Consider the following 13,791-nt stretch of genomic DNA (forward strand, 5'->3'; position numbering starts at 1 on the left):
TCACCGGGAGATACCCCGGCGCGCTTATAATAACGCGCCTGACTATAAGTTTTCTACAGAATGTGATCTAAATCACTTTTAAGCCAGAGTAAATAATGGAACGACTGAAGGGCATGTCTGTCTTCGCCAAAGTGGTCGAACTTGGTTCGTTTACCGCTGCGGCGCGTCAGCTTCATCTGAGTGTCTCCTCAATCAGCCAGATCGTCGCGAAGCTGGAAGATACGTTACAGGTTAAGCTGCTGAATCGCAGTACCCGCAGTATCGGGCTCACCGAAGCGGGCAAAATCTACTATCAGGGCTGCCGCCGTATGCTGGCGGAAGCGACGCAGGTGCATGAACAGCTTTATGCGTTTAACAACACGCCCATTGGGGTGCTGCGTATCGGCAGCTCCTCGACCATGGCACAGAACGTGTTAGCGGGCATGACCAGCGATATGCTGCGCGACTATCCGGGGCTGAGCGTAAACCTGGTGACCGGCGTCCCCGCTCCGGACCTGATCGCGGACGGTCTGGACCTGGTGATTCGGGTTGGGGCCTTAAAAGATTCCAGCCTGTTTTCACGTCGCCTTGGTGCAATGCCGATGGTGGTGTGCGCCGCCAGGAGCTATCTGGCGCAGCATGGCACGCCGGAGAAACCGGGGGATATCGATAACTTTTCCTGGCTGGAATACAGCGTTCGGCCCGACAACAACTTCGAGCTGATTGCGCCAGAAGGCATCGTCACCCGGCTGGCCCCGCAGGGACGGTTTGTCACCAATGATTCGCTGACGCTGCTACGCTGGCTGAAGTCCGGTAACGGCATCGCCTATGTGCCGATGATGTGGGTGATTGATGAGATCACCGCAGGTGAGGTCGATATTCTCTTTCCGCAATATCAGTCCGATCCGCGACCGGTCTATGCGCTCTATACCGAGAAGGATAAGTTGCCGCTCAAGGTACAGGTCTGTATCGACTATCTGACTGGCTATTTTGAGCAGGTTGCGGAACAGTATCAGCTGCACCGCAAAAGCTGACAACCCGCCAGCGGGCGGGTTGTCGGGGTCACATCAGGCGGTGCCGCCGATGGTAAGTTTGTCCAGCTTCAGCGTTGGCTGACCGACACCGACCGGCAGGCTCTGCCCCTCTTTACCGCAGACGCCCACGCCTTTATCCAGCGCCAGGTCATTACCGACCATCGAGATCTGCTGCATCGCTTCAATACCGGAGCCGATCAGGGTTGCACCTTTAACCGGTTTGGTGATCTTGCCCTTCTCAATCAGATAGGCCTCTGAGGTGGAGAAGACAAACTTGCCGGAGGTGATATCCACCTGGCCGCCACCAAAGTTGGGCGCATAGATGCCATATTCAACGCTTTCGATGATGTCCTGCGGCGTTGATTTGCCGGCCAGCATATAGGTATTGGTCATACGCGGCATGGGCAGATGCGCATAGGATTCGCGGCGACCGTTACCGGTCGGGCTGACGCCCATCAGTCGTGCATTCAGCTTGTCCTGCATGTAGCCTTTCAGCACGCCATTCTCAATCAGCATGTTGTACTGACCCGGCACGCCTTCGTCATCGACCGCCAGTGAACCCCGCAGCCCTTCAAGGGTGCCGTCATCCACCACGGTGCAGAGTTCTGACGCGACCTGCTGACCGATTTTACCGCTGAATACGGAGGTGCCACGGCGATTGAAGTCGCCTTCCAGACCGTGACCCACCGCTTCATGCAGCAGCACGCCAGGCCAGCCCGCGCCCAGCACCACCGGCAATGCGCCCGCCGGGGCCGCCACGGCAGAGAGATTAACCAGCGCCATGCGAACGGCTTCACGCGCCCAGGCGTCCGCACGCACTTCGCCATTCTCATCGGCCAGGAAAAACGCATAACCGGTGCGTGCACCGCCGCCGCTGGCGCCGCGCTCACGCTTACCCTGATCTTCCACCTGGACGCTGACAGAGAGACGCACCAGCGGACGGACATCCGCCGCCAGCGTGCCATCCGTCGCAGCCACCAGCACCTGCTCGTAAACGCCGGTCAGACTGGCATTGACCTCCTGCACGCGCGGGTCCGCCGCACGGGCCACCTGGTCAACGCGATGCAGCAGCGCAATTTTCTCTTCACGCGTCAGGCTGTTTAGCGGATCGACCGCCGGGTAAAGCGAACGGTTCATGACGGCAGATAGCGTATGTGCCTTGCCGTTGCCCTGTTCACGGACAATGCTGCGAGCGGCGTCAGAGGAGAGACGCAGCGCATTCAGTGTAATCTGGTCTGCATAGGCGAAGCCGGTTTTTTCACCGCTGACCGCGCGAACGCCCACGCCCTGGTCGATATGGTAAGAGCCATCTTTAATGATTTTGTCTTCCAGCACCCAGGATTCGTGGAAGCTGGACTGAAAATAGAGATCGGCATAATCCAGACGACGTTCTGAAAGCTGCCCTAACAGGGAAAATAGGTCCTGCTGATTAATGCCGTTAGCAGTCAGTAACTGCTCACTTACCAGGTTCAGAGTCATCGTTTCTCACTCATTATGTGCTCAGATAATCATAGCCTGCGGTAATTCCGGTACGGCGTCAAATTCACTTGTTGTCTGTTTCACGCGGTTTACGCAGCACTTCATTGATTTCCGGTTTATCCAGCGGCCCGCTGATGTGATAACGCAGCAACGATATCCTGTTCCACAAGGGAGCCAGCACCTTACTGGCGGCGAAAACCGCCGCGCCCACCACCGGGTTAATCGCGAAGGCGGTCGCGACACCCACCGAGGCGGAGATCTCCGGCGCCACCACCGCTTCCATATCGATCTGACGCTTCACCAGGTCGAGATTGCCCTGCATAGCGATGTCAGCTTCCAGCCCATCCACCAGCAGATTATCGGTGCGCATCACGCCGTTCTCGATCCAGGCCGTGCCATTAATCGAATCGAAATAGAACGCGTTGGTAAAGGTGTCGCTGAAATCGAAGCGCAGCTTGCGCAGCAGTGCATCAAAGCTTACCAGTCGCAGGATCTTACCAGCCGTGCCGGTGTCCACATCCGCAATCTGGCCTTTGCCAAAGTGTGTTTTGAGGGTGCCACTCAGCGTCTCTGCGGAGGGCTGCCACGGCGCCGACCGCCAGTGCAGGTCGTAGGCAATGTCGAATGGCGCATCACGCAGCGGCGTATTTACGCCAAACCAGTTGGTCGCATTATTGATATTAGGACCTTTCAGCGTGCCCTTTAGCGAGGTACGCGGGTCGTTCGGGCGATTCACCCACTCCCCGCTGATTTTCAGCTGTGAGCTGCCGGTATCCACCTTGCCGTTAGTAAGCGCTAACGTATCCCCTTTGGGTTGCAGCATCGCAGAGACCTGACCATATTTCTGCCCCAGTACCCAGCACTCCTTACAGCGCAGTTGCAGAGCCGGCCACTGACTGAAATTAATATTACTGGCCTGCTGAGTGCTCGCTTTGCTGCCTCTGGCCGTCTCGCTGTTCCACTGCGGATTGTAATAAAGGTAATCCAGATTCACCTGCCACGGGGATTGTGGTGCCATTGACAGCTCACCACGCAGCTCCTGCGCCCTGACGCTGACGTTGCCACTGCCGGCTGAACGCTGTGCCAGCGTCGCCTCAACCTCATGCCACTGCTGCCCCGCCAGCGTGACCGCCGGACTGCGCAGCGTGATATTGCCGGGCAGCGTCACGCCGCCGGTCTGGAAATCGCTGCCGCCACCTGACGACCTGCCGCCCGTCGCGCCTCCGGCTGCCAGCATCCCGACCCAGGCTTCGCCATCCAGCGCAGGCAGATTCAGCACCATTCCGGCCTGGTCGGGCAGCTCGGGTTTCTTCTGGGCATCATTCAGCCAGATGCCGCGATCCACGCGCAGCGTCGGCTCCAGCAGCCAGCGGCTGTTAAAACGGTGGTTTGCGCTGACGCTGCCGCTGAGATCGAAGTGGTTCAGGTCGCCGCTGGCCTCAATGGTAACCGGCATCGTCTCACCGGCTTTCTTGTCGAGCGGTGCAGGTAAGCGACTACTCACTTCTTTTGCATTGCCGTTCAGGGCAACTTCATAGCGCGCTCCGCCATGATGGGATAGCGTGATATCGACGTTCCCCTGCCAGGGCAGATGTCCGCCCAGCTGCTTACTGACGGCGGCCGGAATCGGGCTGATTCTGGCCGGTTGCCAGTCGCCCTGCAGTTTGACGTTAACGCCAAAATCATCCGGGTTCTCGGTGGTGCTGAACCGGACGCCCAGGGGCTGACCAAACCAGTTCGCCTGCAAATCTTCACTGGCCAGATTGCCGTTATCGTAACGGAAGCGGCCAGAGAGGTTAGCGATAGTCGTTTTTAACGGTTTGATATACAGCGAGTTGTTATGCAGATCGACATTGCCGCGCGCGTGCACCTGCTTACCGTCCAGCGGAATATCGAGATTCAGATGACCCCCTACGCCGCCCGTGATTTGCAGCTGCTCCAGTGCGGCACCCAGCGACGACTTCAGCGGAGTCTGCTGAAAATAGTCCGCGACCTGCGGGCCTTCGCCATGGATATCCCCATCGATGATCAGCTTCTCTTTCAGATAGTCAGGGATGACCGCGCTGACGTTGCGCGCTTCGACGTCACCCAGCCGGGCGACCGGGGCATGCATCCACAGTCCGTCATTCAGGAAGTTGAGGTCGATATCCAGATTGCTGATCGCCGGCCATTTGGGCTGAAACGCGTAGGTCGCCTGGCGCAGCGGCACCCAGACCTGGAACATGCCATCGTTGTGTTTAAACGGGAACAGCGCCGGGTTACCGGCAAACAGCAGCGTGGCGTTGTCGACTTTGCCCCCCTTCACGGCCCCGCTCAGATAGTGCGTGAGTCCCCTGCCCATCAGCGGCACCGGGAAATAGCGCCAGGCATCGCCTGCATCAGTGACCCGGATACCGGCCAGAATATCAAGACGCGGCTCCGCGCCACGGTTCTGCTGATAACTGAAGTCGCCCCGCGCCCGGAGTGAGCGCGCCTGCAGATCCAGATCCTCACCCGCCAGCGTCAGGCCATGTTCATCGCGCAGCCAGCGCAGCGCCCCGGTGACCCGTTTAATCTCCAGCGGTGCCTGGAACATGTCACCATAGGGGACGGTGGCGGTTCCCATCGCCACACTGACCTGACCGTTGCTCAGACTGCCGCGAGCCTCCCCGCTCAACCGACTGATGCCCGGCAGCAGCTTCCACTGCTGCCAGCTGAAATCGTGCCATTTCACCTGCAGGCGGGTCTTTTCTGGCTGTTCTAACGGGATATCCAGCGCCAGTCCCTCAACGGTGCCCTGTGGCTGTAACTTCTGCCAGTTTTCAAACAGCGCCGGAGAGAGCGGTGCGAAAAGGGGAATAACAGGGGCAAGATGACGCAGCACCAGCTGTGTGGCGCGCACCCGGACCTCAGGCTGGCCGTCAGTGCCCGACATCTGCTTATCCTCAGGACGCCAGAGCAGGGAGAAGTGACCGGCGGGCCAGGTCTGGCCGTCGGTGCTGAGGCGGGTCTGCGGCACATTGACCACCCAGCCATTCCGGAAGCGCGACAGATGCGCGGTCAGCCCGTCAACCTCAATCCGGTGTGGTCCGCTTTCGCCCTGCCAGCTGGCACCGCCCTGACGCAACAGCAGATCGCCGGCATAGATGTCGCCATCGCGCAGGTTCACCCACGCCGCCAGACTGAAGCGGGCGCTGTCGAGCCGGGTATTGTCGCGCATCCAGCGACCCAGCCACGGACGCACATCGACATCGTCGGCCTGCATCCAGATACGCCCGTCATTCAGTAAACCGTTGCTGTCGTTGAGATCGAGCCGCACCTGAACCACACCGTGCTGGCCGGTAAAGCTCGACAGGCTCACTTCCCCTTCTGCCCGGTGGCGGGTTTTCTCATTCAGCCAGGTCAGGCGCGGAATGGCCAGCTCGGCATGCTGACCGGACGGCGTGCGGAAACCGATGGTGCTGTCGCGCAGGTCAAAGTGGTCAAACTGCCGCAGGAAAAGTTCGTTGATTTGCGCCGGACGGAAGCTGTTTTTCTCTTTATCGTTGTCGAGTAAGGGACGATTGGTGTCGAGATGCAGCTGCCAGAAAGTGAGGTCGCGGAACTGCCAGCGCCAGTGCAGCAGGGATTGCCAGACGTCGAGGGCAAGATTGATGCGTGAAATGGTGAGTTTGCCGTTCTCGTGGAGATCGACGCTGAGATCGCGAACCTGCAGGGTGGGACCGAAATTTTCCCATTTGCCCTGCAGCTGACTGGCGCTGACCGGAACGCCGCTGCGATCGGAGATAAATTGCAGAAGGTTGCTGCGATAGCTGTCGAGATGCGGCATCACCAGACGCAATCCGCTGACCAGCAGCGCGACAATCACGATGATTGCCGCGACCAGCAGTAACAAAATCCTCGGCAACTGCCTCACTCACGCCTCTCCTTGTGTTCCGCAAACGACGGATAGTTGGCTCTCGTACCCGACCGTCTTCAGACAAAAGCGGTAAAACACGCATTTTATCCCAAACAAGGGCGTTTTTTCAGCCCGGCAGCCGGAGAAACCAGTGCGCGGGCCGGCGTTACATCATGACAACGTCGAACTGCTCCTGAGTGTAGAGCGCTTCGACATGCACTTTAACCTGCTTGCCGACAAAGATTTCGACCTCCGCCAGGGCATGAGACTCATCGCTTTTCAGCGCCTCCCCTACCGTCGGCGAAACATAGACCAGGAAGCGATCGGAATCGTAGGCGTGATGAACGCGGACAATCTCACGCATAATCTCATAGCAGACCGTCTCAACCGTTTTCAGCGTGCCGCGTCCCTTACAGACCGGGCAATCCTGACAGAGGATATGCTCGATGCTTTCGCGGGTTCGCTTGCGCGTCATCTCTACCAGCCCCAGCGCCGAGAAACCATTAATCCCGGTTTTCACCCGATCCTTGCTGAGTGCGCTCTCCAGCGAATGCAGCACCCGGCGCCGATGATCTTCATTATTCATATCAATGAAGTCGATGATGATGATGCCACCCAGATTACGCAGTCGCAGCTGGCGGGCAATCGCCTGCGTCGCTTCCACATTGGTGTTAAAAATCGTCTCATCCAGATTGCGGTGGCCGACGAAGGCACCGGTGTTGATGTCGATGGTGGTCATCGCTTCGGTCTGATCGATGATCAGATAGCCACCCGACTTCAGTTCAACCTTACGATCCAGCGAGCGCTGAATTTCATTTTCGACATCAAACAGGTCAAAGATAGGCTGTTTGCCATTGTAGAGCTCCAGCTTACCCGCCATCTCCGGAATATATTCCGCAGTAAACTCCACCAGCATTTCACAGGTCAGACGGGAGTCGACCCGGATGCGATCCAGCGCGGCCCCGGCAAAATCACGCAGAATACGCTGCGCCAGCGCCAGCTCACCGTAGAGCAGGCAGCGGGTCTGGTTACGCTTTTTACGTTCGCTGACTTTGGTCCAGAGTCGCTTGAGAAACGCGGCGTCCTGCGCCAGCTCCTCTTCTCCGATCCCCTCTGCGGCGGTACGGATGATAAAGCCGCCCAGGTCGTCACAGTAGTCTGCCACCACCGCTTTGAGCCGCTCGCGCTCTTTTTCACTCTCAATGCGCTGAGAGACACCCACATGCGATGCCCCCGGCATAAAGACCAGATAACGCGACGGCAGCGTGATGTCGGTGGTCAGCCGGGCCCCTTTGGTACCCAGCGGATCTTTAACCACCTGCACCACCAGATCCTGACCCTGGCGCACCAGCTCGGCGATGTCGCGAACAACAAAATTTTTCTTTTCGTCACCCGCGACACACTCGGTGTGCGGCATGATGTCTGAGGCGTGCAGAAAGGCGGCTTTTTCCAGGCCGATATCGACAAAGGCGGCCTGCATGCCGGGCAGTACACGGCTTACCCGTCCCTTGTAAATATTGCCCACAATGCCGCGCCGCGCCTCACGTTCAATGTGAATCTCCTGAAGGATGCCGCCGTCGATATAGGCAACCCGCGTTTCAGAAGGCGTGACGTTAACCAGTAATTCAGCCGTCATGGTGACCCCTTACGGCACGCAGTGACTGGAAATGGCTGAGTAACTCCGCTGTCTCAACCAAAGGTAATCCGACCACCGCGTGGTAGCTTCCATTAATTTTGCGGACAAAATTTCCGCCCCTGCCCTGGATTCCGTAGGCTCCCGCTTTATCCATCGGTTCGCCGGTCGCAATATAGTCGTCGATGTCGGTGGCGGTTAAGGTGCGGAAGGTCACATCCGTCGTCACCACGCAGTCCAGCGCCTGCTGACGATCGGCCAGCGCCACCGCCGTCATCACCTGGTGCGACTGTCCGGAAAGTTTGCGCAGCATCTCGCGGGCATCCTCAGCATCGCGCGGCTTCTCCAGCACGCTGCCATTCAGCACCACGATGGTATCGGCGCCCAGCACCGGCAGATCCTGCGCGGCCAGTCTGACGCCAGCCTGTGCTTTGTCATTGGCCAGACGGCGCACATAGGCCTCTGCCGCTTCGTCCGGCTGACGCTGCTCTTCAACGTCCGTCACAAGGCGCTCGAAGGTCAGCCCAAGCTGAGTTAACAGCTCACGCCGACGCGGTGAACCGGAAGCAAGATAAAGGGTTACCATAAATTTCCTTATTGAACAGCGAACTGACGACGAATTTTTCTCATTAACAAGAATAGCCAGGGCCAGAGAATACCGTCGACAACACTGCTCCAGAAAATTTCAGGTCGGAATGAAACGTTGATTACCAGGAATTCAGCCCAGAAGACGATGACATCCATCGCCAGTGACAGCACCATAACCATTAACGCTTGCTGCCACAACGCTAAGTTGCGGAATAACTGGAACTTAAAGGCGATAAGGTAGGCGATGATGCTGAGCGCCAGGGCACGCACGCCGAGTGTGGACCCGGCGATCAGATCCATGATGGCACCGAGCATGAATCCGGTGCCGACATTGACCCGGTGCGGCAGTGCCAGCACCCAGTAGATCAGAATCAGCAGCAGCCATGAGGGGCGGAACATGTAGATCTCATCCGGCCACGGCATGATCTGCAGGATCAGCGCAACCAGGAAAGAGAGCCAGATGACCCAACGTCCCTGGCTGCGATATCGACTCAAGGCTGGCCCCCGCGTGAACGCGTGGTGCTGCTGCTCTGTCCGCTGCTGCTACCGGAAGGGGCCGGCGGGCCCATCTGTGCAGAAGGCGCAGGCGGCCCCATCTCCCCGGCAGGCGGTAACACCTGCGGCATCATCTGCATCAGACGCTCGTTCGCGACGCGATGCACTTCATCCTGCGGTAACGGCATATCGCCATTGCGATCCGCTCCCCACAGCAACAGCAGGTAGCGCAGACGCTGCAGACCGGCAGTCGGATGCGCCTGAATCACCGTGTAAGCGCGCTGGGTATCCACTTTAACAGAGGAGACCACACCCACCGGATAACCTTCAGGGAAACGTCCCCCGATGCCGGAGGTGACCAGCACATCACCGACGCGAATGTCCGTGTTGCCCGGCAGATGCTCAAGCTGAAGATCTTCAGTGCAGCCGTTACCGGCGGCGATCACACGGATATCATTCCGCAGCACCTGAATCGGCAGCGCATGGGACGCATCACAGATCAGCAGAACGCGGCTGGTCAACTGCCCGACTGCGATGACCTGCCCCACCACGCCCTTATCACTGATGACCGGCTGACCTTCGTAGACACCGTTTACGCTGCCTTTGTCGATCACCACCTGGTCGGTGTAAGGGTCGGTGCCGGTAGAGATCACCTGCGTCACCATCTTTTGCTCATCCTGACGCAGCGGTGAACCCAGCAGTTCACGCAGGCGTGCGTTTTCCTGCTTATATTGCCCCAGCATTAGCAGGTTACTGTTTTTCAGGAAGAGCTCACGACGTAACGCTTTGTTTTCCTGCTCCAGTTGCTGACGGGATGCCAGCGACTCTGAGACGCCGTCCAGCAGCTGACGTGGCCCATTCGCCAGGAAGTAAAACGGACTGACCGACGTATCCAGATAGTTGCGTATTTGGGTAAAAGACCCCACACGACTGTCGGCAATAATGATGGCAATCGCCACGACAACCGCCAGGAAAAGACGCAACTGCAGGGAAGGCCCCCTGCTAAAAATCGGCTTCATATAATCTGCGTGATCCTCGACAACGGGTAAGGAAGCGGCGGCTGACCACCGCGCTTCCCTGGGCTGAACGCACTGTACCGGCCAGATTTCGCCGGTTCACATGCTACTCCCCTGCATGATCGTTGCGTTCTTAACCGGTTGAGGCAATTATTCTTCGCTGAACAAATCGCCGCCGTGCATGTCGATCATTTCCAGCGCCTTGCCGCCACCGCGAGCCACACAGGTCAGTGGATCTTCAGCAACCACGACCGGAATGCCCGTCTCTTCCATCAGCAGGCGATCCAGGTTGCGCAGTAACGCGCCACCACCGGTCAGCACCATGCCGCGCTCGGAGATATCCGAGGCCAGCTCAGGCGGACACTGTTCAAGGGCAACCATCACCGCGCTAACGATACCGGTTAACGGCTCCTGCAGCGCTTCAAGAATTTCGTTGGAGTTCAGCGTGAAGCCGCGCGGTACACCTTCTGCCAGGTTACGGCCACGCACTTCAATTTCGCGGACTTCATCGCCCGGATAAGCTGAACCGATCTCATGCTTAATACGTTCTGCCGTCGCTTCACCAATCAGTGAACCGTAGTTACGACGCACATAATTAATAATAGCTTCATCGAAGCGATCGCCACCAATACGGACAGAGGAGGAGTAAACCACGCCGTTCAGTGAGATCACCGCCACTTCGGTGGTACCGCCACCAATATCGACTACCATTGAACCGGTCGCTTCGGAAACAGGCAGGCCTGCACCGATTGCGGCAGCCATAGGCTCTTCAATCAGGAAGACTTCACGCGCGCCTGCGCCCTGAGCGGATTCACGAATCGCACGACGTTCTACCTGGGTGGCACCGACGGGAACGCAGACCAGCACGCGTGGGCTGGGACGCATAAAGCTGTTGCTGTGAACCTGCTTGATGAAGTGCTGCAGCATCTTTTCGGTAACGAAAAAGTCAGCGATAACGCCATCTTTCATTGGGCGAATAGCGGCGATATTGCCTGGCGTACGGCCGAGCATCTGTTTGGCGTCATGACCTACGGCCGCGACACTTTTCGGCGAACCGGCACGATCCTGGCGAATAGCGACCACGGAAGGCTCGTTCAGCACGATGCCCTGTCCTTTTACGTAAATCAGGGTATTCGCGGTACCCAGGTCAATGGACAAGTCATTGGAAAACATGCCACGAAATTTTTTAAACATACTAAGGGATAATCCTGCAAGCTGGGGGCGGAAAATAAAATCCGCTTACTTTACCAACCACACGAAGCTGCCACAAGGCGCAAAAACGTTCTGCTTCGGTGAAAAAAGAGGCCTGATTGCGTTTAAGTCATCTGAACCCGTAACAGAAATCGGCAGAATGGCGACCAGACGCCATCACTCCTGCTTTTCTCCGCCTTTCGCCTTTCCATTCCCGACATAAAATTTAACATTTCCGGCAGTCGGGTTATGGGTGCAGACGAGACTTAACATGACAAAAAAGCGCTAATTGCCGTCATCAGGACGGCAATTCATCAAATACGGTAACGTTGGGAATACTTCTTCACGTTACTGTTAACCGGAAGCGAAGGGGCAAAAAAGTCACCCTGCCCACCTGCTATACCCAGCGACACTAATGTTTGCCACTCCGATCGGGTGCGAACACCGGTGGCAAACACCTGAATGCCGGTGGATTTACAGACTTCCAGCAGACTCTGCACAAACAGCTGATTTTCAGTGCGCCGCTCAATGTTGCGCACCAGGCCGGCATCGAGCTTGATCAGCTCCAGCGGCAGCTGCCGGATATAGGCGCTGCTCACCACGGTTAAACCGGCCTGATTCACCGCCACCCGACAACCAAACGCCTTAAGCGCACGGAATACTGGTGTTAAGCGGTTGATGTGTTGACAGACATCTGCCTCGGCAAGTTCAAATAAAAATCGTTTTCTTTGTCCTTTCGGGCACTGCAGCAGCATATTCTGCAGCCAGAGCACAAAGGGTCGTTGCAGGAGTGAGGACATCGTCAGCGGGATGACCAGGGTCTCTTCCGGCCAGAGTTCAGACAGGGCGGCAATGCGGGTCATCAGCTGGCGATCCCAGGCATCCGCCATACCCAGCTGCTGCACCAGCGGCATATATTCGGCGGCCAGCACCTCTTTGTCGCCGTCGAAGATGCGGGTCAGCATCACCCGGTGCTGCACCTTGCCTTCAATATTGACGGCAGGTTTGTGATAGAGTCGCGGGCCACCCCGGCTGAGCGTATTCTCCAGCAGGGTACGCCAGCGTACACTCCCCCGCCCGGCGTCCTGCGGATTGCCTGCACCGTTGGTCCAGTTGTTGCCGCCCAGTAACGCCGCGCGGCGGGTGGCCATTTCGGCATTCTCCATCACCTGCGGCACGGTCTGTCCGCTGTGCCACGCGCTGATGCCGATGTGAATCAAATCATCACGGTTCACCTGACGCATCGGCGGCAGTGAATCCACCGCATTGATCAGCTGGTCGGCAATGCTGTTCGCCTCTTTAAGGCTGCGATGCGGCAGCAGCACGGCAAAATCACTGCGGAAATAGCGCGCCAGCAGCGCCCCTGGGTAGCGCAGCACAAAGGTAGAGAGCATGTTGACGAAGTTAAAGAGGTACTCGTCGACCAGCGCGGGCTCCAGCGTCTCCTGCAGGGTATCCAGATCGGGCAGCCGCACCATCATCACCACGCCGTGGGTGCCCACATCTTCCTGATCTTCCAGCAGCGTCGCCAGCTGATTGTCGAAAAAGAGTCGGTTGTTGAGGCCGGTCCGGCCATCCTGGGCGGCAAAGGTGCGGATTAGCGTGTCGATACGCACACGCTGTTCGGCGGCTTCCTGCACATCCACCAGCAACAGATCCAGCGCGCGGCTCGCCCTGGGCGGCCACTCATCCACGCCGCGCTTCGGCATGACGCCGCGTTCGCCGTTGATAATCGCCTCGGCCCGCACTTCGAGATGCTCCATGCCACGCCACTGACGGCTGAGCCAGCGATGCATCATCAGCAGCATCAGACTCATGACCAGTATAATGGTAAACAGAATGCCCAGCGTCGAGGTGCCGGTGATGGAGCGTAGCCAGGTTTTGGCAGGATCGAGGGTGACAACCCGCAGCTGTAAGCCGGTCTGATGCATCAGCGGCACCTCGAACTGGATAAAGCGGTTGGGTTCATCTTCCAGCATCGGGTTTTCATGACGGGAGAGCGTCAGGAGCGTCTGTCTGCCGTTGTGCAGTAAAATCTGCTCCGCATTCATGATTGGCATGATCGACGTGAGCCAGGTATGCAGCTGATCCGGGGTCTGGGTGAGCATCGCCTGATCCACCTGGACCGCCAGAATCTGTGCCCGATGTTCCACGCGCTGATGACTGAACCAGAAAAAACTGAATGCGCAGCCAGCCAGCATCAGTGACATGGCCAGCAGGCTAAGAAAGGTAATAAACGCAGATAATTTTGTGGTTAATCGCATCCCTGTGCCTGTATTACTGCGGTGATAACCGGATCACCCAACCTTGTACCGTCAGCCTGACGAAAACGCGAGCAAAATAGCATAATTTACCGCTGACGGCAGTGCCCGGACGCCAGAAGCCGAAGTATATCGTCGGGATTGTCTCGCTGACGTGAACCCCGGCACTTTTCAGTGCATTCTCATCGCCCTGCCCAGCCAGGAAATTTCACATTTTCGCAGCGAAAGTGGCCGACAT

9 protein-coding genes are annotated in these 13,791 nt (G+C 57.8%); 1 reads left to right on the top strand and 8 read right to left on the bottom strand.

From position 1 onward, the window contains the following. Positions 1 to 95 precede the first annotated feature (95 nt). Entirely contained in the window at positions 96 to 1,013 is a 918-nt protein-coding gene (aaeR, locus tag AC6I7A_RS17250) for an HTH-type transcriptional activator AaeR (protein ID WP_009087503.1), read from the top strand. 33 nt (positions 1,014 to 1,046) lie between these two features. Here the strand turns inward: aaeR and tldD are convergent, their stop codons facing one another. The 8 genes from tldD to csrD form a co-directional block, all read right to left on the bottom strand. Beyond that, entirely contained in the window at positions 1,047 to 2,492 is a 1,446-nt protein-coding gene (gene tldD, locus AC6I7A_RS17255; RefSeq protein WP_009087505.1) for a metalloprotease TldD, read from the bottom strand. A 64-nt stretch (positions 2,493 to 2,556) separates the two neighbouring features. Continuing rightward, positions 2,557 to 6,387, bottom strand: a complete 3,831-nt coding sequence (gene yhdP / locus AC6I7A_RS17260) for an AsmA2 domain-containing protein YhdP (RefSeq protein WP_058956522.1) — start codon at positions 6,385 to 6,387, stop codon at positions 2,557 to 2,559. Positions 6,388 to 6,535: 148 nt separating this feature from the next. After that, on the bottom strand, positions 6,536 to 8,005 hold the full coding sequence (gene rng, locus AC6I7A_RS17265; RefSeq protein ID WP_009087509.1) for a ribonuclease G: 1,470 nt from the start codon (positions 8,003 to 8,005) through the stop codon (positions 6,536 to 6,538). Continuing rightward, on the bottom strand, positions 7,995 to 8,588 hold the full coding sequence (locus tag AC6I7A_RS17270) for a Maf family protein (RefSeq protein ID WP_009087511.1): 594 nt from the start codon (positions 8,586 to 8,588) through the stop codon (positions 7,995 to 7,997). Before AC6I7A_RS17270 ends, rng begins: the two co-directional genes overlap by 11 nt. Before the next feature lie 8 nt (positions 8,589 to 8,596). After that, entirely contained in the window at positions 8,597 to 9,085 is a 489-nt protein-coding gene (gene mreD, locus AC6I7A_RS17275) for a rod shape-determining protein MreD (RefSeq protein WP_009087513.1), read from the bottom strand. Then, a complete protein-coding gene (gene mreC, locus AC6I7A_RS17280; RefSeq protein WP_009087515.1) occupies positions 9,082 to 10,104 on the bottom strand; it encodes a rod shape-determining protein MreC in 1,023 nt (340 codons plus the stop codon). Before mreC ends, mreD begins: the two co-directional genes overlap by 4 nt. A gap of 147 nt (positions 10,105 to 10,251) precedes the next feature. After that, the gene (gene mreB, locus AC6I7A_RS17285) at positions 10,252 to 11,295 is read right to left on the bottom strand and encodes a rod shape-determining protein MreB (RefSeq protein WP_003855260.1); all 1,044 of its coding nucleotides are present in this window, start codon (positions 11,293 to 11,295) and stop codon (positions 10,252 to 10,254) included. 311 nt (positions 11,296 to 11,606) lie between these two features. Continuing rightward, the gene (gene csrD / locus AC6I7A_RS17290) at positions 11,607 to 13,556 is read right to left on the bottom strand and encodes an RNase E specificity factor CsrD (RefSeq protein WP_058956523.1); all 1,950 of its coding nucleotides are present in this window, start codon (positions 13,554 to 13,556) and stop codon (positions 11,607 to 11,609) included. Positions 13,557 to 13,791: the final 235 nt, after the last annotated feature.

The organism is Type-F symbiont of Plautia stali, from assembly GCF_059731105.1.